The following is a 21,729-nucleotide window of genomic DNA, read 5'->3' on the forward strand; positions in this document are numbered from 1 at the left end:
AGCTGCGGCGCCGCTCCGCGGTTGAGCCCGTCATCGGCCATCTGAAAGCCGACCATCGCATGGGGCGAAACTACCTCGCCCATGCGACCGGCGACGCGATCAATGTCGTGCTCGCCGCCGCCGGCTATAACTTCCGCCGCCTGCTCGCATGGCTGGCGCTTCTGTGGGCCTTGTTCCTGAGCGTCCTCGACGACGCCAACGCCTCAAATCGCCGACTAATCGCCGCTTAAATCGCGTTCTTCACGGGCGACGAGGTTAGAACGCGGCGCGCGAAAAAGCGGACGCCGGTCAATTCGCGCAAAGCGCGCCTAAATGTTTTGGAATCGATCACGCGATCTGCATTTCTGTGATCCCGCCCGAATGCAGCGTGATCTAATGCGCCAGCGTTTGCGGCGTCTCGAAGAAGAAGCGCAGCACCTGGGCGGCGCCGCAATCCTCGATCGGCACATGCCAGAACTTCGAATCGAGATCGGGGAAGCGCTCCATCGGCAACTGGATCTGCGTCAGCGGCGCGTGATTGTCGAACCCGCGCAGCATGGCGCGTTCAAACAATCTGAGCAGCTGCTCTTCGCACTCCGGCACTTCCGTGACGGTCAGGATCGTGTTGTTGGCGAGGGGGAAGGTCTTTTCGAACAGCTGTTCCAAGTTTACCGGCGCCATGTTCGCGTCTCCGACGTCCCCGAATTGGAGCTTCGACTATCCGGCGGTTCCCGATGCTCCAACCATTTACGCGTCGCGCTGAAAAAGCCAGCTCCGCTAATAGGTTGATTCCAGTCGTCCACAGGAAAGCTGGGCTTAGCTATACAGTTATTTAAGGCGGGTTTGTGGAGGCGGCCAGCTCTCCCCAGCTGTCCTCGAAGATCAGATTCTCCAAAGGAAGGCGCGACGCCCAGCGCTTGACCTCGAGTTCCGGCGATTTGTAGGCCTGCGCGACATAGCCGACGCAGAGATAGGCGACGATCGTTATCTCATTGGGAATATTGAATATCTGTCGCAGGTCGGCTTCCCTCACAATGCTCACCCACCCGACGCCGACGCCTTCGGCGCGGGCCGCAAGCCATAGATTTTGCACCGCGCAGGCGGTGCTGAGAATGTCCGTGTCGGGCTGCTGACTGCGCCCGAGCCCCGTCGCGCCAAAGCGGGCTCGGTCGCAGGTGACGCAGATATTGAGCGGCGCCTTCATGATGCCTTGCAGTTTGAGGTTCCGGTAGAGCGAACGCCGCTCCGGCGCCAACGTCTGCTCCTCCGCCTCACAGGCGCGCAAAAAAGCCTCATAGGCGGCGCGCCGCTTTTCGATGTTCCTGACGAGGATGAAGTTCCAAGGCTGCATGAAGCCGACCGACGGCGCGTGATGCGCGGCGTCGAGGATTCGCAGCAGCACCTCGCGCGGCACGTCGTCGGGCAGGAATTCATCACGCACGTCGCGGCGCGAATGGATGACGCGATAGATCGCGGCGCGCTCGGCCTCGCTGAACGCCTCGACCGGAGCGAGCTGCGCCGCTTGCGGCTCTTCCTTCTTTTTAGGCGCGTCAGCCGCCATCGACGCACTCCAGCACTTCGGCGAGCCGCGACCAGGCGGCGTCATTTCCTGGCAGGCCAAACCGCAGCCACTCCGGTTTTTCGGCGAAGGCGCGCGTCAGCACGCCACGCGCAGCAAGACGCGCGAACCAACGCGCGGCGTGCGGATGCGCCGCCAGACGAAACAGCGTCGTTCCGCCCGCAATTTGAAAACCCGCCCGGGTCAGAAGCGCATCTAGGCGCGCCGCGTCTCGCATGGCGGCCTGCGCGGCGCCGGCGCGCCATGAATCATCCGCGAGCGCGCTTGCGCCGATGGCGAGCGCCGGTCCAGACACCGCCCATGGCCCGAGCGCGGCGCGAAGCTTCGCCGCGCGCGCCCGCGAAGAGAGCGCGAAGCCGAGCCTCAATCCGGGAAGCCCATACGCCTTTCCGAAGGAGCGCAGCACGACGAGGGCTGGATCATCGGCGAACGGCGCCACGCTGCGCTCCGGCGTGAAGTCCATAAAGGATTCATCGACGATCAGCAGGCGGTCGCGTTGTGACATCCGCTTGGCGGTAAACAATATCTCTTCGGCTTCGAGGACGCGTCCGTCGGGATTATTGGGATTGACGATCACGCCGACATCGGCGTCCGCAAGCGCGTCCAAAGTTTCAACAACATCGACCTTAGCGCCTGAAGCCGCCCAACAGGCGGCGTGCTCCGCATAGGTGAAGCCGAGCGCTGCGACTCGCTTCGCCGGAAAGACGCGCGGCAGCAATTGAATGAAAGCTTGCGTCCCGGCGCCCGCGACGATGTCGACGCCGGCTGGCGCGCTATAGTTACGGCGCGCGGCGCTCTCGAGCGCGGCGAATGCGTCATCGTCGGGAAGCCGGGTGAACACGTCGTCGGCAAGCCGCGGCAACGGATAGGCGCGCGGATTGACGCCCGTCGACAGATCGATCCAGGGCTGCGGCGCGTCGGGATAAAGACGCCGCGCGGCGTCTAACCGCCCCCCATGCGCAACGGCCGGCGGCGCGCCGATAGCGGAATGCGCCGTCACCGCGCGATCTCCCACAGCGCGTCGAGATCGATATGGCGCGCGCAATGCGCCGCAAGCGCATCGAGCGTATCTTCGATCGACTCCTCATAGCGCAGCGGCGACGGCGGCGCGCCGAGCATATGCAGCAGCGACGCGCGTAACGAATCGTCGGCGAACAGCCCATGCGCATAGGCGCCGGCGACAAGGCCGTCACGCGAGACCGCGCCGTCGATGCGTCCGTCTGCAAGTCGCAACGCAGGCCGCTCGCAATCAGGACCCGAAGTTTCGCCGACATGCATCTCATAGCCGCTAAAAGTAGCATCGAACATCGGCGCATGGCCGCTAACTGCCGTAAGCGTCTTTTCGCCGGTCAACGCGGTCTCAATGTCGAGCAGCGCCAATCCCGGCGCTTCGCTGGCGGGACCTTCGATGCCGAGCGGATCGCGAATGACGCGGCCGAGCATCTGATAGCCGCCGCAGACGCCGAAGACTCTGCCGCCGCGACGCACATGCGCGAGAATGTCGATGTCCCAGCCATAAGCGCGCAGCGCCACAAGATCGGCGATGGTCGCCTTCGAACCCGGCAGAATGACGAGTTGCGTTTCCGGCGGCAGCGGCTCGCCGTCTTCGAGGAAAATCACGCGCACGCCCGCTTCGGCCTTCAGCGGATCGAGATCGTCGAAATTGGCGATATGCGCCAGCAGCGGAACCGCGATCACGACGCCGTGGCCGCGATCATGGCTTCCTGTGCGCAAGCCGAACGCGTCTTCGGCCGGAAGCCGCGCCGCGGCGTCGAAAAATGGCACGAGACCGAGCGATCGCCAGCCGGTCCGCTCTTCGACGAAACGCAAGCCGTCGTCGAACAGTGATGCGTCGCCGCGAAACTTGTTGACGATGAAACCTTCGATCATCGCCGCGTCATCGTCATCGAGCGCCGCCTTGCATCCGATGAGCTGCGCGATGACGCCGCCACGGTCGATGTCGCCGACCAGCACAACCGGCGCGTCGACGGCGCGGGCGAAGCCCATGTTGGCGATGTCGTTTCTGCGCAGATTGACCTCGGCGGCGCTGCCGGCGCCTTCGATGATGACCATATCCGCTGCCGCCTTCAGCCGCGCATAGCTGTCGAGCGCCGGCTGCAACAGGCGCGGTTTCATCTCCTGATAGTCGAGCGCCTTCGCCTGGCCGACGACGCGTCCCTGCACGATGATTTGCGCGCCAGAGGCGCCTTGCGGCTTGAGCAGCACCGGATTCATATCGATGCGAGGCGTAAGCCGCGCGGCGCGCGCCTGCAAGGCCTGGGCGCGGCCGATCTCGCCGCCGTCGACTGTCACTGCGGCGTTGTTCGACATGTTCTGCGGCTTGAAGGGCGCGACCCTGACGCCGCGATTGGCGAAGGCGCGCGCCAGTCCGGCGACGAGAAGCGATTTGCCGACATCGGAGCCCGTGCCCTGGATCATCAGCGTGCGGCTCATGAAGCAAGGAATGCCATCGCCGCGTCAATGTCATGCGTGGTCGGGGCGTCGCCGCTCGCCGGCCGCGCGATCATGACGACGTCAAGCCCGAGCGCGCGCGCCGCCTCGATCTTGGCGTAGGCGAGCGCGCCGCCGCTGTTCTTCGTCACGATGATCTCGATGCGCCTGTCGCGCATCAACGCGATCTCATCGTCGAGCGCGAAGGGACCACGGCCGAAAATCACCTCGCATGAGGGCGGCAGATCGTCGGCGCTCGGCGGTTCGATCACCCGCAGCACATAGTCATGCTGCGGCGCGACGCGAAAATCGGCGACGCCTTGCCGACCGATCGCAAGAAAAACCCGGCGGGGAGCGTCGCCGAGCGCGCGCGCCGCGGCGGCGTTGTCCGCGACCTCGGTCCAGCGATCGCCCGGCGCCGCAACCCATGGCGGGCGCGTCAACACGAGCAGCGGCGCGACGGCTGCGGCGCAGGCGGCGCGCGCATTGGCGGAAATGCGCGCGGCGAAGGGATGCGTCGCGTCGACGACATGGGAGATGCGCTCTTCAATGAGATAGCGCGTCAATCCTTCAACGCCGCCGAAGCCGCCGATGCGAGTCGGCAGATCATGCGGGCTCGGAGCGCTCGTGCGGCCGGCAAGCGAAATGACGCCCTGCAGCCGCTGATCGGCGGCGATGCGCGTCGCAAGAAGGCGCGCCTCGCTGGAGCCGCCGAGCACGAGCGCACGTTGGCGTTCGATCACTGCTGAAACCGGAGATGACGTTGAATGCGCACCTCTCACAATGAATTCCATCGATCCATTCACTCGCTTCACAGCAGAACTGCGTGATCGCCTCGCTGATGTCATTCCCGACGCGCGCAGCGCGATCGGGAATCCAGGGCAAAATCCGAGCTTTGCGATGTGGCTCTGGATTCCCGATCAGGCCTTCGGCCTGTCGGGAATGACAGCCCCAAGGCGCCGGCCGGTTGAATTTATATCACGGGTTAATCCCGGCGAACTCACTCTGCGGCAAGCTTCACGGCGGCCGGTTGGCGGTATTCGGCGATCAGCCGCTCGCGCTCGGCGTCAACGGCGGCGATATGGCGCGCCTTGACATGACCGAAGCCGCGAATGTGCTCCGGAAGGCGCGCAAGCGCGACGGCGCCGGCATGGTTTTCCCGCGCCAGCGAAATTGAAAATTCGTCAAGCAGCGCTTCATAGTCCGCGAGCAATCTTCGCTCGACCACGCGGTCGTGGTCAAAGCGGAAGACATCGAGCCGCGTGTTGCGCAAGCTCTTCATCTTCGCCAGCACGCGCAGCAGCTTGAACATCCAGGGACCGAAGGTGAATTTGCGCGAGCCGCCAAAGTCGGTCTTGCGCTGAAGCGAGGGGAAGTTGGGCGCAAGATGCAGTTCGAGCCGCAGGTCGCCCTCGAAAGTCTCCGCGAGCTGTCGTTGGAAGGTGCCGTCAGTGTAAAGGCGCGCGACTTCGTAATAGTCTTTGGTCGCCATCAGCTTGAAGAGATAGCGCGCTACCGCTTCCGTCAATTCGCGGGAACCCGGCGTGCGCTGGGCTTCGAGTTTGGCGATCTTCTCGACGCGGGCGCGGTAGCGGGCGGCGTAGGCCTTGTCCTGGTAATCGGCAAGGAAAGCGGCGCGACGTTCGATGATTTCATCGAGCGTCTTCGATTTCTCGCGAATGCCATTTGGCTGGCGCAGCGACTTGACGACGGCGAGCACGCTGTTGAGATCATGCGCGGCGCGTCGGCCCCAAAGGAAGGCCGAATGATTCATCGGCACCGATTCGCCGTTCAACTCGATGGCGCGCAGGATCGCTGCGTCGGACAGCGGCAGATAGCCCTTCTGCCAGGCGTAGCCGAGGATGAAAATATTCGCGGCGATCGAATCGCCGAGCAGCGCCTGGGCGAGCGCCGTCGTATCGATGAAGGTCGATTCCGGGCCGCCGGCGCGGCGGATCGCCTGCTTGATTTCCTCCGAAGGCAGGACGAAGTCGGGATTGCGCTCGATGTCGCCGGGAAACACTTCGGCGCAATTGACCAGCACTGCCGTCTTGCCGTGCTCGACGGCGGCAAGCACCTGCTTGGCGCCGGCGACGACGAGGTCGCAGCCCAGCATCAGATCAGCTTCACCCGCGGCGATGCGGATGGCGTGCACATCCGCCGGCGTGCGGCCGATCTTCACATGGCAATAGACCGCCCCGCCCTTCTGCGCGAGGCCGGCCATGTCAATGACGCCGACGCCCTTGCCCTCAAGATGCGCGGCCATGCCGAGAATGGCCGAAACGGTGACGACGCCGGTCCCGCCAAGTCCCGCAACGAGAACGCCATAGGGCAAGGCGCCGATCTCGGCGATGCGCGGCTCCGGCAGCGCAGGCTGTCCGTTGGCGTCCTCATTTGACGGCAGCGGCGCCTTCTTCATGCGCCCGCCATGAACGGTGACAAAGCTCGGGCAGAAGCCTTCGAGGCAGGAAAAATCTTTGTTGCAGGCGGATTGATCGATGCGCCGCTTGCGGCCGAACTCGGTTTCGACCGGCTGAACCGCGACGCAGTTTGACGCCGTGCCGCAGTCGCCGCAGCCTTCGCACACAAGTTCATTGATGATGACGCGCGAGTCGGGATCGGGCATCAGCCCGCGCTTGCGCAAGCGACGCTTTTCGGTGGCGCAGGTCTGATCATAGATCAGCACCGTGACGCCTTCCGTCTGCGCCAGCTCCCGCTGCACCTCGTTCAAGACGTTGCGATGATGAATCATCAGGCCCGACGGCCAGACCGCCGTGGGCGCGTATCGGCCGGGTTCGTCGGAGACGAGGGCGATCTTCTTCACGCCTTCGGCCGCAACCTGCCGCGCGACCGCTTCGACCGTTAGTTCGCCTTCGTGCTTCTGGCCGCCGGTCATGGCGACGACGCCGTTGAAGAGAATCTTGAAGGTGATGTTGGTGTTGGTCGCGACGGCGAAGCGAATGGCGAGCGATCCCGAATGATTATAGGTGCCGTCGCCGAGATTTTGGAACATGTGCTGGCGCGTCGAGAACGGCGCCTCGCCGATCCAGTTCGCGCCTTCGCCGCCCATATGGGTGTAGCCTTCGGTCGAGCGGTCCATCCATTGCGCCATGTAATGGCAGCCGATGCCCGTATAGGCGCGCGCGCCTTCGGGCACATGGGTCGACGTCGAATGCGGACAGCCGGCGCAAAAATGCGGCACGCGAACGGTGACGTCGGTCATCGTCCGGCGGCGATCCTGTAATCTCTCAAGACGGCGCACGCGCGCGTCAAGGTCCTCGAGCGGATGATATTTCAACAGACGACGGCCGATGGCGATGGCGATGTCATTGGCGTCCAGCGCGCCCTTGATCGGAAACAGCCATTCGCCGCCCTCGTCCTTCTTGCCGATGCAGAGCGGCTGATGCGGCGCAGCGTATAATTCTTCGCGCAGCTGCACTTCAATCAGCGAGCGCTTCTCTTCGACGACGATGATGAGATCGAGGCCACGCGCGAATTCGCGCAGACCTTGCGGCTCGATCGGCCAGGGCGCCGCGATCTTATAGAGGCGCAGGCCGAGATCATTCGCCTTGACTTCGTCAAGCCCGAGATCATCCATCGCCTGACGCACGTCGAGATAGGACTTGCCGACAGTGATGACGCCGATTTTCGGATTGGCGCCGCCGGAGGTGATGAACCGATTCAACCGGTTGGCGCGGATGAAGGCGAGCATCGCATCGCGTTTGCTCTCCTGCAGCCGCTCTTCCTGAGCGAGAACCGGATCGCCGGCGCGGATGTTGAGCCCGCCGGGCGGCATGATGAAATCGGTGGGCGTGATCGGACGCACGCGATCGAGCGAACTGTCGATCGAGGCCGTCGACTCGACCGTGTCCTTGAGAAGCTTCAGGCCGACCCAGACGCCAGCGAATCGCGACAGAGCGAAACCATAAAGCCCATAGTCGAGGATTTCCTGCACGCCGGCCGGCGACAGGATCGGAATCATCACGTCGACGAAATGATAGTCCGACTGATGCGCGGTGGTTGAGGATTCCGCAGTGTGATCGTCGCCCATAAGGGCCAGCGCGCCGCCGTAGCGCGAGGTGCCGGCGAGGTTGACATGTCTGAAGGCGTCGCCGCTCCGGTCGACGCCGGGACCTTTGCCGTACCAAAGCGAGAAGACGCCGTCATATTTGCCTTCGCCGCGCATCTCGGCCTGCTGCGCCCCCCAGATGGCGGTTGCCGCGAGATCCTCGTTGAGTCCCGGCATGTATAGAATATCATTGGCGTCGAACAGCGCCTTGGACTTATGCATTTGCGCGTCGACGCCGCCGAGAGGCGAGCCGCGGTAGCCGGTCACGAAACCTGCGGTGTTCAACCCAGCGCGGCGGTCCGCCTCTTTCTGCATAAGGAGCAGACGCACGATCGCCTGAGTGCCCGTGATCAGCACGCGCGATTTGTGGAGGTCAAATCGGTCTGAGAGCGACGCCTCGGCGAAGGCGGAGCCGGTCATTGCGTCGCCGGCGGCAATTTCCGCCATTTACTGCTCTCCTGCGCGAATTCTGCGAAGCGCGCTTGGGACTCTTGCGCTCACACGCTAAATGACAAGGATCAACCCGTGAACGAATCCGGTTTAACGACCCAGCCGGTCGCGGCGTCCCGACGCATAGCGCTCCGCCAGCGCCGACTCTGCACCCGCCACTTTATGCCACAGGAAAGCGCCATTTCAAGGACGTATCTCCTGGCATGCACAGGCTCGAAGCGGGAGTCAGCGCCGCGTTTTTGCCGCCTTCGCCGCCTAAGCGCGAGACTCGCATGAAGCTGAAAATCAACTCGATTCTTATCCTTATCACGACAGTGATGGGAATTGGGGCGGCGTCCGCGCACCCTCATGTATGGGTCGCGGTGCGAAGCGAGGTGGTGTTCGCCCCGGACGGCAAGATCACCGGGGTTCGGCACGCCTGGGAGTTCGACGAAATGTATTCGGCCTACGCCGTGCAGGGGCTCGGCAAGGACGGCAAACCGCCAACCAGCGAAGAACTTGCGCCGCTCGCCAAGACCAATGTCGAGTCGCTGGCCGAATTCGATTTTTTCACCTTCGCCAAGCAGAACGGGGCAAAGCTCGCGTTCAAGCAGCCGGAAAACGTCAAGCTTGAAGCCAGCGACAAAAAAATCGTCACCATGCATTTTTTTCTGCCGCTGGAGACTCCTGTCACGGCGAAAAAGCCGTTCTCTTTCCAAGTCTATGACCCGACATATTTCGTGTCCTTCGGACTCGAGAAGCAAAACGCCGTAACGCTCGCCGGTGCGCCGGCGGGATGTTCGCTCAGCCTCGTCGAGCCGGCGCCGCTGCTGGCGACCGACAATCAGAAGCTGAGCGAAGCGTTCTTTCAGAACATGTCGCCAGGCGCCGATTTCGGCGTGAAACTGGCGACGCGCGCGATCGTGGCCTGTCCGTGACGATTGGACGACGGGTCTTCTGGATCGGCGTAACGGCTGTGATGGCCGTCGCGATCACGGCCTCATCGGCGTGGGGCGCGCCGCGCCATCCCTTCGCCGTCGGCGCGCAGGAGTCCGTCGGGTCGGCGACAGGATTTGCCGGACTTGTTCTGGCCTGGCAAAGCAAGTTCCAGGCTGAGCTGCAAGCCGCCGTTCGGACGCTCAAGACCGATCCTTCCGCTTTCTTCGCGCTCGCCGCGGCGAGCTTCGCTTATGGCGCTTTTCACGCCGCCGGTCCCGGCCATGGCAAGGCGGTGCTCGCATCGTACATGCTCGCCAATGAAACGGCGCTGAGGCGCGGTCTGCTGCTCGCGGCGCTCGCCGCGCTTTTGCAAGGGCTGGTCGCGATCGCGATCGTCGGCGCCGCCGCGGCGATTTTCCGCGCGACCGCCAGCGAGATGAGCGATGCGACGCGCATGATCGAGATTGCGAGCTATGCTGCGGTGACCGCGGTCGGCGCGCGTCTCGCCTGGGTCAAGGGCCGCGCGCTGTCGGCCGCCCTCAGCGCGCCAGCAATTGCACCCACGACGCGCGGCTTCGTCTGCGAGGCGATCGACGATCCGACTCATGTGCATGACGAGAACTGCCGCCATGCGCCGGACCCTTCGACGCTGGCGGGTCCGAAATTCCGCCTCGCCGATGCCGCGGCCACCGTCGTCGCCGCCGGCCTGCGTCCCTGTTCGGGCGCGATTCTCGTCCTGGCGTTCACCCTGTCACAGGGACTCTTCGCCGCCGGCGCCGGCGCCGTCATCGCCATGTCGGCGGGGACTGCGTTGACCACGGGCGCGCTTGCCGCGACGGCGGTTTACGCCAAGGGCGTGGCGGTGCGGCTTGGAGCGAAGGATTCGCGCCGCGCGATCGTCATCGCGCGCGGCGGCGAGTTCATCGCCGCAATCCTGGTTCTGACGCTCGGCGTAACGCTGCTCCTCGGCCTCGCGCCGATGTCCGCAGGAGCGGCCTGACGCCGCTCGCGGCGCAACATAATCATTGCGGCGGGAATGGCCTCATCCGGCCCTTAATGCGCTATCTTGAACCAAAGCAGATTGGTTGAGCGGACGATTCGCGATCCGCTGCTATGCCGACTCGCGGAGGTCCAAGACGACGATGACGAATGCCGAACACCGAGAGGACCCGTATGAGAAGCGACCTTGGCTGTCGTCCTATCCCGCGGGCGTTCCGGCGGAGATCGATGAATCGTCCTATTCGACTCTGGTCGACGTATTCAACGCAAGCATCGTGGAATACGCCGATCGAACCGCGATGGAGAGCTTCGGCGCGACGCTCAGCTATGAGGAGCTCGGCCGCGCCGCCGTCGCGGTCGCCGCTTGGCTGCAGACGCGTGGACTGAGAAAATGCGATCGGGTCGCGATCATGTCGCCGAACGTGCTCGCCTATCCGGCGATCCTCTATGGCGTCCTGCTCGCGGGCGGCGTCGTGGTGAACGTCAACCCGCTCTATACGCCGCACGAACTCGTACATCAGATGAACGACTCCGGCGCGCGCTTCCTGTTCGTCTTCGAAAACTTCGCGCATACCGCCGCCGCCGCGTGGCCTGAAATGAAAATCGAGCGGGCGATCATCGTAAAGCCCGGCGATCTGATGGGCCTGCGCGGAACGCTGGTCAATTTCGTTTCGCGTTGGGTCAAACGCATGGTCCCCGCCTACCGCCTGCCGGGATGCGTCGGCTTCGCGCAAGTGCTGCAGGCAGGCGCCGAGGAGCCGTTCAAGCCGCCGTCGGTCGAGCCAAACGACATCGCCTTTCTGCAATATACCGGCGGCACGACCGGCGTCGCCAAGGGCGCGATGCTGCTGCATCGCAACGTCGCCGCGAATGTCGAGCAATCGTGGGCGTGGTTGAAACCCTATCTTGCCGACAAGCCATTGATCATGGTGACGGCGCTGCCGCTCTACCATATTTTCGGCCTGACCGCCTGCCTGCTGCTTGTGGTGAAGACTGGCGGATGCTGCCTGCTCATCGCCAATCCGCGGGACATCAAGGGGCTCATCGCCACGCTGCGCAAATCGACATTCACGCTGTTCTCCGGCGTCAACACGCTTTATGCGGCGATCGCCGATCATTCGACCGCCAAGACGGTCGACTATTCAAAACTTCTGCTCACCATCTCGGGCGGCATGTCGACCCAGGAAGTCGTGGCGCACAAATGGAAAGCGTTGACCGGCAAGCCGATCGTCGAAGGCTACGGTCTGACCGAGACGTCGCCGATCGTCACCGTCAACAAGCCGACGATTTCTGAATTTACCGGCGCGATCGGCTATCCCGTGCCGTCGACGAAAATTTCGGTGCGCTCGCCCGACGGCGAACCCGTTCCCATCGGCGAACGCGGCGAACTCTGCGTCAAGGGGCCGCAATTGATGGACGGCTATTGGCGCAGGCCGGATGAAACCGCGAAAGCGCTGACGCCGGACGGATTCCTCAAGACCGGCGACATTGCCGTGATGGCGCCTGACGGGCTGATCAAAATCGTCGATCGGCTCAAAGACATGATCCTCGTTTCGGGATTCAACGTTTATCCGAATGAAGTCGAAGCCGTGCTGGTTGAACACCCGAAAGTCAAGGAAGCGGCGGTCATCGGCGTGCCGGATGAACATTCCGGCGAAGCGCCGATGGCCTTTGTCGTGGCGCGCGATCCGAGCCTTACGCGCGAAGAGTTGCGCGCCTTCGCCCGTGAACAGCTGACGAGCTACAAGCTTCCGCGCCACTTCGAGTTCCGCGAGAGCCTGCCCAAAACCAATGTCGGCAAAATCCTGCGGCGCGCGTTGAAAGAGGAATTTCTCGCGCGCAAGAATGCCGTCTCCGACGATCGACGCGGCAATAGCGTGGGCGTCGAACTGGAGCGCTAGGCCGGCGCCACGAATTAAATGCGCCAACGCCGGCTTGTTCGCAACCGTGCAAGCCTGGAGGCTCGCGGTCCAGGATGCGCCGCCCTCGAGCGCCGCTCTTGGAACGTGAGCCTCCAGGCTCGCCAAAAGCTCTTGCGACCGATCAGTTATTTCGTGACGCCTAACCACGACCGAAGCGATCAGCCGCCTCGGCGATCGCGTCATAAGCAAGGTCGAGTTCCGCGTCCTCGACGCAATAGGGCGGAAAAACGTAGATCGTCGATCCGAGCGGGCGCAGCAGAAGTCCGCGCTCATTGAAGAAGCGCATCAAATCGAGCGCGATCGTCGCCAGATAGCCGCCCTGTGGGACATTGAGATCGAGCGCCGTGATGATCCCAAGCCGGCGGGCGTTGGAGAAACGCGCGTCATCGGCGAAGCGCGCGATGCGTTTCGCCTGCATGTCGCAAAGCGCCGCGACGCGGACGGCGGGTTCGCCCGTCGCCCACATGTCGAGATTGGCGAGCGCGGCGGCGCAGGCGATCGGATTGGCGGTGTAGGAGCTTGAGTGAAAAAAAGCGCGCGCACGTTCGGGCGACAGATGCGCCTCGAAAATTTCGCGCCTGCACATGGTGACGGCGAGCGGCAGCGCGCCGCCGGTCAGTCCCTTGGCGTAGCAGGCGATATCTGGAGCCACGTCAGCCTGCTCGCAGGCGAAGAGCGTTCCGGCGCGGCCGAAGCCCGTCATCACCTCGTCGGCGATGAACAGCACGCCGTATTCCGCGCAAACGCGCCGCATCTCCCTGAGCGTATCAGCGCCATACATCAGCATGCCGCCTGCGCCTAAAATAAGCGGCTCGACGAGGAGCGCGGCTGGATTGTCGCGACAGGCGCGCTCCAGCGCGTCGAGCGTTTCCTGTTCCCTGCCGCGCGCGGGGAAGGGAATGCGCGTCACCTCATAGAGCAGCGGCTCGTAAGGCGCGTTGAACGCCGAACGTGCGCCGACCGACATGGTTCCGATCGTGTCGCCGTGATAGCCGTGTTCGAGGGCGACGATGCGCGCGCGCGCCTCTCCGCGATTGCGCCAGAAGCCGACCGCCATTTTGATCGCCACTTCGACGCAGGTCGAGCCGCTGTCGGAATAAAAGACATAGTCGAGTCCTCGCGGCGTCAGCGCCACGAGGCGCCGCGCAAGGACTTCCGCCGGCTCATGGGTGAAGCCGGCGAAGATGATCTGGTCGAGCCGTTCGGTTTCTTCGCGAATGGCGCGCATGATCGCCGGATGGCGATGGCCGTGGGTGATCACCCACCAGGACGAGATGGCGTCGAGAAAGCGCTTGCCGTCTTCCGCTTCGAGCCAGGCGCCTTCGGCGCGCGCGATCTTGAAGGCGCCTGGCTGCAGCGCATGCTGGGTGTAAGGCCGCCAGATCGGCGAGTCGGTGACGAAGCTCACCCGCCGCTCCCGAAGGAGTCGCGCGCGATGGCCGCGTTGAACGCGGCGCCGAGCGTTTTCTGGTTCAGCGGATCAAGCTTTGGCAGACGGCCGAGAATGCGCACGCCGCCGATCGTTTCAATCGAGAGTTGCGCGTCCGATTCGGCATCGCCGACAAAAATGATTCCCATGATCGACACGCTGCGTCTGCGCAAGGCTTCGAGCGTGAGCAGGCTGTGATTGATCGTGCCGAGACTGGTGCGTGCAACGAGAATGACAGGAACTCGCCAGCGCTCCAGCACATCGATCGTCAGCGCGCGGTCGCTGAGCGGCGTCATCACGCCGCCCGCCGTCTCGATCACCAGAGGGCCAAAGCATGGCGGCGGGTTCAGCGCGGCGGCGTCGATCTCGACGCTCTCGTCGCGGGCGGCAAGATGCGGCGAAGCGGCCCGACGCAGCCGCCAGGCTTCGGGGTAAATGCGTTCGGCGGGCGCGCCGGAAAGGCGCGCGACAATCTGCGAGTCCGTTTCGCCATCGAGGCCCGCCTGCACCGGCTTCCAATAATAGGCGTCGAGCGCGCTGACGATCCCGGCGGAGACGACAGTCTTGCCAACGCCAGTGTCCGTTCCGACGATCACGAACCGGCGGTTCATGTTTCGAGCCTCGCCAGTTCCTCGCCAAGATGCGCGACCATCCGCGCAATGTCTTCCTTGCGCGTGTTGAGCGTAAGGGCGATGCGCAGCCGCGCCGAGCCCTCCGGCACCGTCGGCGGACGAATGGCGCGAATATCGTAACCTTGCGCCTGCAGGCGCGACGCGAGAGTCGTGGCGCGAATGTCCGAGCCGACGATGATCGGCTGAATCTGGCTTCCCGACGGCTCGATCGCGCAAAGACGCCGCAGTTCGGCGCCGGCGAAATCGACGCGCGCCATAAGCTCGCCGCGCCGTTCGTCGGCGGCCTCGATGATCTTGAGCGCCGCGCGCACGCAAGCGGCGATGAGCGGCGAAGGCGCGGTCGCGAAAATAAACGGCCGGCAACGGTTGATCATGAAGTCGCGCAGAATGCGCGGCAGACCGAGGAGACCGCCCGCGACGCCCATCGCCTTGCCGCAGGTGTGCAGCGTGATGACATTGTCCTTGCCTTCAAGGCGCGCGGCGAGCCCCCGGCCGCCCGGACCATAGACGCCCGTCGCATGCGCCTCGTCGATGACGAGAAAAGCGTCGTTTAGCGTGGCGAGCGCATAGAGTTCGTCGAGCGGCGCCTTGTCGCCATCCATGCTGTAGAGGCTTTCGACCACAATCCATGGTCGCCCGCGTTCCCCCTTGTTTCGCCAAGCGCGGATCGCGTCCTCCGCGGCGCCGACGTCATTATGCGAAAATCGCGCATTCGGCGCACGCGCCAACCGCATGCCCTCATGGGCGCTCGCATGCGCGAGCGCGTCATAGAGGATGAGATCCTCGCGCTGGGGCGCGGTGGAAAGCAGCGCTTCGTTGGCAGTGAAGCCGGCGCTGAAATAAAGCACGCTTTCGGCGCCGAAAAAGCGCGCGGCCTCTTCTTCGAGCGCCTCATGCTCCGGATGATTGCCGCGCAGAAGTCTGGAGCCGCCGGCGCCGACGGGAACGCCGCGCGCAACCGCCGCACTCGCCGCCGCGGCGAGTTCCGGCGATTCGGCGAGCGCCAGATAATCGTTAGACGCGAAATCCAAACCCACGCGCGGCGCCAGCATACGCGATCTGCCTCGCCCGGAAAGACCGGCGAGATCCTGGGCATAGCGATCGAGCATGAAGGATCGATCCTGGATCAGGAGAACCGCTCCCAGGCCGCTTGTCGGGAAACGCCCAGAGCCTTGCCGATCGCCGTCCAGCTGACCTCGCGTTTGCGAAGCGCCTCGACTAGCGTGTGGATGAGAGAATGCAGCGCCGCGACGCTGGCCTCGCTTGCCTTGATCGAAGAAAGCAACTGCTCCTCGGAAAGCTCGTCCCAGCTTTTGAACGGCGAAGGCGCAGCGTCAAGGATTTTGTTGCACACGCCGATGCAGTCTTCGCAGATGTATCCGCCGGCGGCGCCGCCGATCAGCCGGGAAACCTGCGTTTCCGGCTTTCGGCAGAACGAACAGCGCAGTTTACGTTTGGGCAGGGCCAGCATCGCGGATCCTCCAGTTGTCAAGGCAGACTTGACGAGCGAAAATGCGCTTGTCAAGCGTTCCCTGACAAACTGGCGCTTGAATATGACACGCTAAAACGCGATTTAACGAGTGTCCTTTCTTCGGAGCAGCCGCAATGAACGCGCCGATGCGCGCCGACGCGCCGCCTTCGCGCACCCCCTGGCCGCCGATCCTCATGGCGATGACTCTCGCCGCCGGGCTTGCGCTCGACGCCGCGACGCCGGCTTCGCTCGTCGATCGGGCTTCCTCCTCTTTGGCGCAGATCGCCGGCGCCATCATTGTCTGCCTGGCGCTCGCCAATGATGTCTGGTGCTTTCGCATTCTCTCGCGCCATGAAACGACGGTCATGCCGCATCGCGCCGCGTCATTTCTCGTCACCGAGGGACCCTTCCGCTTTTCGCGCAATCCGCTCTATGTGTCCCATGTCGCTTTGATCTTTGGACTAGGTCTGTTCCTTGACTCGCCCTTCACGCTGCTGCTGACGCCGGTTCTCGCATTCGGACTGACAAAGCTCGCGATCGAGCCAGAGGAGTGGCATCTTCTTGAGAAATTTGGCGACGACTATCGGTCCTATATGGCGCGCACGCGGCGGTGGCTTTAAACTGATGCGCGAGGGCGTTATGAACGAGGCGGCAGTATGAACGCTCAAACTCCTTTACCGGGCGGCGAACGCATCGACTTCACGGTGCGGGGCATGACCTGCGCGTCTTGCGTGTCGCATGTCGAAAAGGCGCTTGCGCGCACGCCGGGGGTGAAATCGGCGCAAGTGAACCTCGCCACTGAGCGCGCTGAAGTGTTGCTCGCGCCGAACGCAAATTTGACGCAGCTCGTCAAATCCGTCTCGGACGCGGGCTATGAGCCGGTGGTCGAGACGATCGAGATCGGCGTCGGCGGCATGACCTGCGCCTCCTGCGTCGCTCATGTTGAAAAGGCGCTGAGCGCCGTTCCGGGCGTGATCGAGGCAAAAGCGAATCTCGCGACGGAGCGCGCGACCGTGCGTGCGCTCGCCGGTCCTGGCCTGGCCGATCGCCTGCGCCGCGCCATTTCGCAGGCTGGCTATGAGCCGCGACAGATCGAGAGCGATTCGGGCGGCGCCGATCGCGAGCGGATGCGGCGCGAGGAGGAAATGCGCGCGCTGCGCTTCCGCCTGACAGTCGCCGCCATCCTGACGGCGCCGATCTTCGCGGTCGAAATGGGCGGCCATCTCATCCCCGCCGTCCACCATTGGACCATGACGACGATCGGCGAGGCGAGGATTCGTGAGATTTCCTTCCTGCTGACGAGCGTCGTGCTGTTCGGCCCCGGCCTGGTTTTCTTCCTCAAGGGAATACCGTCCCTGTTGCGGCGCCAGCCCGACATGAACGCGCTTGTCGCCACCGGCACGCTCAGCGCCTATCTCTATTCCGTCGTCGCGACGTTCACGCCCAATGTCCTGCCGGCGGGCTCGGCGCATGTCTATTATGAAGCGGCGGTCGTCATCGTCACTTTGATTCTGTTTGGGCGCTATCTCGAAGCGCGCGCCAAGGGCCGCACGTCGGAAGCGATCCGGGCGCTGGCGAAGCTTCAACCAAAGACCGCCCGCGTTGAACGCGACGGCGCGAGCGTCGACGTTGATATCGACGACGTGCGTGTCGGCGACATTGTTCTGGTGCGGCCGGGCGAGCGCATTCCGACTGACGGCTTGGTCACGCAAGGCTCGTCGCACGTCGACGAGTCGCTGGTGACGGGCGAACCGACGCCCGTCGCCAAACGGCCGGGCGTTGCGGTCACCGGAGCGACCGTCAACGGCTCCGGCGCCTTCTCGTTTCGCGCGACCCGGGTCGGCGCGGACACGACGCTCGCCGGCATCATCCGCATGGTCGAGCAGGCGCAGGGCGCGAAGTTGCCGATCCAGGCGATGGTCGATCGCGTCACCGCGATCTTCGTCCCTGCTGTCTTCGCCGTCGCGGCGCTGACCTTCGCCGTCTGGATGCTGATCGGGCCGGAGCCGCGCCTCACTTATGCGCTGGTCAATGCGGTCGCGGTGCTGATTATCGCTTGCCCTTGCGCCATGGGACTGGCGACTCCGGCGGCGATCATGACCGGCACCGGCCGCGCGGCGGAACTCGGCGTGTTGTTCCGCAAGGGCGAGGCGCTGCAGACGCTGCGCGACGTGACGCTTATCGCTTTCGACAAGACCGGCACGCTCACCTATGGCAAGCCGCGCCTCACCGATCTCGTCGCGATGAGCGGCAAGAAGGAGACGGAGCTGCTGCGTCTCGCGGCCAGCGTTGAGGCGCAGTCGGAACATCCCGTGGGCGCCGCTCTGGTCGCCGCCGCCAAGGCCGCGGGCCTCTCGCTTTCGCCCGTAAGCGAGTTCAAGTCCGTCGCCGGCATGGGCGTTACTGGAAACATCGACGGAAAGACCGTCGCCATCGGCGCCGAGCGCTTCATGGCGTCGCTTGGCGTCGACGCCACGCCCTTCGCGCAGGACGCCCAGAGGCTCGCCGAGGACGGCAAGACGCCGCTTTACCTCGCGGTCGACGGGAAGCTCGGGGCCATACTTTCCGTCGCCGATGATCTGAAGCCGACGAGCCGAGCCGCGATCGACGCGATCCATTCGATCGGGGTGAAGACCGCGATGATTACCGGCGACGACGCGCGCACGGCGAACGCCATCGCCCGGAGACTGGGGATCGACGAAGTCGTCGCCGGCGTTCTTCCCGATGGCAAGGTCGCGACGCTCGAGCGTCTGCGCGAAGCCAACAGAATAGCGTTCGTCGGCGACGGCGTGAATGATGCGCCGGCGCTTGCCGCCGCTGACGCAGGCGTCGCGATTGGCACCGGAACCGACATTGCGATCGAAGCCGCCGATGTCGTGCTGATGTCGGGCGATCTCGCCAAGGTGCCGACGGCGCTGGCCATCTCGCGCGCCACGATGCGCAACATTAAACAGAATCTATTCTGGGCCTTCGGCTATAACGCGCTGCTTATCCCCGTCGCCGCAGGCGCGCTCTATCCAATAAATGGCATGCTGCTCTCGCCGATGTTCGGCGCGGCGGCCATGGCTCTGTCCAGCGTCTTTGTGCTCACCAATGCGCTGCGCCTGCGCCGTTTCGCGCCGCCAATCGTCGCGACCGCCGAAGTCGCGGCGGAACCGGCGCCGATTGAGACGGAAGCGGCTAAAGAACCAATCAAGGAGGAAGCGATGACGACATTCAACGTCAAGGAGATGACCTGCAACATGTGCGTGAAACATGTCACCAAGGCGGTGCAGGCGGTCGAGCCGAATGCCGACGTCAAAGTCGACCTCGCGACCGGCAAGGTCGACGTGACCCCGGCGCCGAAGGACGCGCAGGCGCTCGCCGACGCCATCACCGAAGCGGGCTATCCGGCGCAGGTCGCCGCGTGAGGAAACGCGCTTTCTTTGAGGCGATGAACGGCGCGAGCGCGCCATGACGCCCCCGATGTCGCGCTCGCTTGCCGGCAAGACGCTCTTCATCACCGGCGCCAGCCGCGGCATCGGCCTCGCCATCGCGCTACGCGCGGCGCGCGACGGCGCGAATATCGTCGTCGCGGCAAAGAGCGTGACGGAAAATCCAAGAATTCCGGGCACGATCTATGCCGCCGCGGCTGAAATTGGAGCGGCGGGCGGACAGGCGCTCGCCGTGACCTGCGACATTCGATTCGACGATCAGGTCGAGGCGGCGGTCAGTCAGGCCGCGTCCTGCTTCGGCGGGATTGATATTCTCGTCAACAACGCCAGCGCCATCGATCTGCGCGGCATTGACGCGCTCGAGATGAAGCGCTTCGATCTGATGCATCAGATCAATACGCGCGGAACCTATCTTTGCTGCAAGGCGGCGCTGCCGCATCTGCGCAAATCCGCCAATCCCCATATTCTCACCCTGTCGCCGCCGCTCGACTTAAATCCGAAGTGGTTCTCTCCCAATCTCGCCTACACAATGTCGAAATATGGGATGAGCCTGGTGACGCTGGGGCTCGCGAGGGACGTGGAAAGCGACGGCGTCGCGGTCAATTCCTTGTGGCCCGAGACGGCGATCGCGACCGCCGCGGTCGGCAATCTGCTCGGCGGCGAGGAACTGCTACGCCGATCGCGAAAGCCGGAGATCGTCGCCGACGCCGCGCACGCCATTCTTGTGCGTTCGGCGAAAATCTGCAGCGGCAATTTCTTCATCGACACGCAGGTCTTGAAAGAAGAAGGCATGACCGACTTCTCGACCTACGCCGTCGATCCCCGCCTCGACGCTGCGCTGGATTTTTTCCTCGACGCGCCGATCACCGCCAAGGTGGCAAAATTGGCGTTTCACCCCGACAAATAATTACGCCAGGGCGGCTGCGCCGGCCGCGATCGTATAAGCGCCGATAGCGGCGACGATCGCGCCTGAGAGATAGGGCGCGCGCGCCGCAAAGGCTTCTATCCCCGGCCAGCGCGAAGCGGCATGACGCAGGCCAAGCGCCGCCGCGACGCCGACCAGCACCAGCGTCAGCGCAAGACCGACGCTGAAACAAAGCACCAGCAGTGCGCCGAGTCCCATGCGCCCGACTTGCAGACAAAGCAGCAACACGGTGATCGACGCCGGACAAGGAATGAGGCCCCCGGTCAAGCCGAAGAGAATGATCTGTCCGGTCGTTACCTGACGATGAGCGAAGCGTCGATCGATATCGAGCGCGTGTTCGCGCTCATGAGCGTCAGCGTAAACAGTCGGATCCACGTCAAGAAGCTCGCTTTCGAATTCCGCTTCCTCATGGCTGTGCGGAAGGCCCGCCTCATGCGCATGAACATGGGCATGGGCATGGGCATGGGAATGGGCGGCGTGCGAATGAACATCGACGGCGTGCGTATGGCTCTTGGCCGAGCGAACGCCTGCGCCGACCCCAGGCGCGAACGCCGTCAGAGCGCTCCTGGCGGCAATGTCCCGCCAGCTTCGCCAGATCATCCAAAGAGCGACAATCAGGATCAGCGCGCCCGAAACGATCTGCAGATAGGGCTCATTCGCCTCGACATTGAGTTTCGCGCCGAAATATAGGCCGGTAAGCGCGATTGCCCAGACAATCGCCGTGTGCGAGATCGTCGCCGCGAGGCCAAGCAGGATCGCCTGCGCCACCGTGCCGCGAACCGCGACGATGAACGCCGCCATCATCGTTTTCGAATGGCCGGGTTCGAGCCCGTGCAGCGCGCCCAACGCCACCGCGCTTGGCGCGAAAATCCAGGCGTTCGCCGCGCCGGCGCGGAAGGCTTCGGAAAGATCGGACATTGCGGCGGCGGATGCTCCTCGGGCGGCGTGTCTCTGGCGATAAGCGAGCGAAGACCGACTTTACGGCGTCGACGGCTCCGCCGATCGCGAGGGAGCTCCGCCATTTTATAGTGAGCGCAGTTCGTTGAAACAAGCGCGGTAGAAGCGCGAAACCAGTCAAGACACCGAGCCGAAGCGAACTGGGAGCGCTTCCGCATGCGCTCGAGCGCCCCGTAAGGATTAGCGCGCGAATAACGCCGGTGGAACGGGATAATCAATAAGCAGCCGATCGCGCTTTGCGGCGCCCTGCGCTGTTCAATAAAAAACCCCCGGCTTTATGGGCCGGGGGCTTTTCGTTTGATCCGTGCTTATCGCTTAGGGCATATCGCCGGCGACGAACTTCGGAATCACCGGACCGCCGATTTCAGCCGCGAAGCGGCGTCCCGACGGCGAGAAGAACAGCAGCAGGCCGCCGATCTGGCTGTCGGTGTCGTAAGCCAGGTCAGACAGACGCTCGATGTCCCAGCGCGCGTCCTGGACCTTCACCGCGATTTCCTTGGTCTCGCCCGGCGCG

The 21,729-nt window shown here is 64.0% G+C and carries 18 protein-coding genes and 1 pseudogene; 7 read left to right on the forward strand and 12 right to left on the reverse strand.

From position 1 onward, the window contains the following. Positions 1-230 (forward strand): annotated as a pseudogene (locus AB7I51_RS14590) (IS5/IS1182 family transposase); the annotation flags it as partial. Between the two features lie 142 nt (positions 231-372). Here the strand turns inward: AB7I51_RS14590 and AB7I51_RS14595 are convergent. The 6 genes from AB7I51_RS14595 to AB7I51_RS14620 form a co-directional block, all read right to left on the reverse strand. Then, complete coding sequence (locus tag AB7I51_RS14595) at positions 373-660, reverse strand: hypothetical protein (RefSeq protein ID WP_428405468.1); 288 nt, start codon at positions 658-660, stop codon at positions 373-375. Positions 661-811: 151 nt separating this feature from the next. Further along, positions 812-1,540, reverse strand: a complete 729-nt coding sequence (bluB, locus tag AB7I51_RS14600; RefSeq protein WP_428405469.1) for a 5,6-dimethylbenzimidazole synthase — start codon at positions 1,538-1,540, stop codon at positions 812-814. Further along, entirely contained in the window at positions 1,530-2,558 is a 1,029-nt protein-coding gene (gene cobD / locus AB7I51_RS14605) for a threonine-phosphate decarboxylase CobD (protein ID WP_428405470.1), read from the reverse strand. The genes bluB and cobD overlap by 11 nt, the downstream gene beginning before the upstream one ends. After that, positions 2,555-4,012, reverse strand: a complete 1,458-nt coding sequence (locus AB7I51_RS14610; protein WP_428405471.1) for a cobyric acid synthase — start codon at positions 4,010-4,012, stop codon at positions 2,555-2,557. The genes cobD and AB7I51_RS14610 overlap by 4 nt, the downstream gene beginning before the upstream one ends. Next, positions 4,009-4,803 (reverse strand): cobalt-precorrin-6A reductase, encoded by a 795-nt coding sequence (locus AB7I51_RS14615; RefSeq protein ID WP_428405472.1) that lies wholly within the window; start codon positions 4,801-4,803, stop codon positions 4,009-4,011. Before AB7I51_RS14615 ends, AB7I51_RS14610 begins: the two co-directional genes overlap by 4 nt. 206 nt (positions 4,804-5,009) lie before the next feature. Further along, a complete protein-coding gene (locus AB7I51_RS14620; protein ID WP_428406305.1) occupies positions 5,010-8,525 on the reverse strand; it encodes an indolepyruvate ferredoxin oxidoreductase family protein in 3,516 nt (1,171 codons plus the stop codon). Positions 8,526-8,731: 206 nt separating this feature from the next. On the opposite strand from AB7I51_RS14620, the gene AB7I51_RS14625 reads away from it, so the two are divergent. From AB7I51_RS14625 to AB7I51_RS14635, 3 genes are all read left to right on the forward strand, one after another. Further along, the gene (locus AB7I51_RS14625) at positions 8,732-9,445 is read left to right on the forward strand and encodes a DUF1007 family protein (protein WP_428405314.1); all 714 of its coding nucleotides are present in this window, start codon (positions 8,732-8,734) and stop codon (positions 9,443-9,445) included. Beyond that, on the forward strand, positions 9,442-10,446 hold the full coding sequence (locus AB7I51_RS14630) for a nickel/cobalt transporter (protein ID WP_428405313.1): 1,005 nt from the start codon (positions 9,442-9,444) through the stop codon (positions 10,444-10,446). Before AB7I51_RS14625 ends, AB7I51_RS14630 begins: the two co-directional genes overlap by 4 nt. Positions 10,447-10,588: 142 nt before the next feature. Next, entirely contained in the window at positions 10,589-12,346 is a 1,758-nt protein-coding gene (locus AB7I51_RS14635; RefSeq protein ID WP_428405312.1) for an AMP-binding protein, read from the forward strand. Between the two features lie 160 nt (positions 12,347-12,506). Here the strand turns inward: AB7I51_RS14635 and AB7I51_RS14640 are convergent, their stop codons facing one another. The 4 genes from AB7I51_RS14640 to AB7I51_RS14655 are packed head-to-tail and all read right to left on the reverse strand — an operon-like array spanning position 12,507 to position 15,899. Then, positions 12,507-13,775, reverse strand: coding sequence for an adenosylmethionine--8-amino-7-oxononanoate transaminase (locus AB7I51_RS14640; RefSeq protein ID WP_428405311.1), 1,269 nt, complete (start codon positions 13,773-13,775; stop codon positions 12,507-12,509). Then, on the reverse strand, positions 13,772-14,407 hold the full coding sequence (gene bioD / locus AB7I51_RS14645; protein ID WP_428405310.1) for a dethiobiotin synthase: 636 nt from the start codon (positions 14,405-14,407) through the stop codon (positions 13,772-13,774). The genes AB7I51_RS14640 and bioD overlap by 4 nt, the downstream gene beginning before the upstream one ends. Continuing rightward, entirely contained in the window at positions 14,404-15,537 is a 1,134-nt protein-coding gene (locus tag AB7I51_RS14650; RefSeq protein ID WP_428405309.1) for an 8-amino-7-oxononanoate synthase, read from the reverse strand. The genes bioD and AB7I51_RS14650 overlap by 4 nt, the downstream gene beginning before the upstream one ends. 17 nt (positions 15,538-15,554) lie before the next feature. Next, complete coding sequence (locus AB7I51_RS14655; RefSeq protein WP_428405308.1) at positions 15,555-15,899, reverse strand: ClpX C4-type zinc finger protein; 345 nt, start codon at positions 15,897-15,899, stop codon at positions 15,555-15,557. 134 nt (positions 15,900-16,033) lie between these two features. On the opposite strand from AB7I51_RS14655, the gene AB7I51_RS14660 reads away from it, so the two are divergent. Genes AB7I51_RS14660 through AB7I51_RS14670 form a run of 3 tightly spaced genes read left to right on the forward strand, consistent with a single transcriptional unit; the run spans position 16,034 to position 20,240 of the window. Next, positions 16,034-16,519 (forward strand): methyltransferase family protein, encoded by a 486-nt coding sequence (locus tag AB7I51_RS14660; protein ID WP_428405307.1) that lies wholly within the window; start codon positions 16,034-16,036, stop codon positions 16,517-16,519. Positions 16,520-16,555: 36 nt separating this feature from the next. After that, entirely contained in the window at positions 16,556-19,309 is a 2,754-nt protein-coding gene (locus AB7I51_RS14665; protein WP_428405306.1) for a heavy metal translocating P-type ATPase, read from the forward strand. A 55-nt stretch (positions 19,310-19,364) separates the two neighbouring features. After that, positions 19,365-20,240 (forward strand): SDR family oxidoreductase, encoded by an 876-nt coding sequence (locus tag AB7I51_RS14670; RefSeq protein ID WP_428405315.1) that lies wholly within the window; start codon positions 19,365-19,367, stop codon positions 20,238-20,240. Here the strand turns inward: AB7I51_RS14670 and AB7I51_RS14675 are convergent, their stop codons facing one another. Both AB7I51_RS14675 and AB7I51_RS14680 read right to left on the reverse strand, forming a co-directional pair. After that, positions 20,241-21,176, reverse strand: coding sequence for a nickel/cobalt efflux transporter (locus AB7I51_RS14675; protein WP_428405305.1), 936 nt, complete (start codon positions 21,174-21,176; stop codon positions 20,241-20,243). Between the two features lie 354 nt (positions 21,177-21,530). Then, a partial coding sequence (locus AB7I51_RS14680) for a methane monooxygenase/ammonia monooxygenase subunit B (protein ID WP_428405304.1) occupies positions 21,531-21,729 on the reverse strand: 199 nt, incomplete at its 5' end.

It is taken from the genome of Methylocystis sp. (assembly GCF_050246715.1).
Classification (GTDB): domain Bacteria; phylum Pseudomonadota; class Alphaproteobacteria; order Rhizobiales; family Beijerinckiaceae; genus Methylocystis.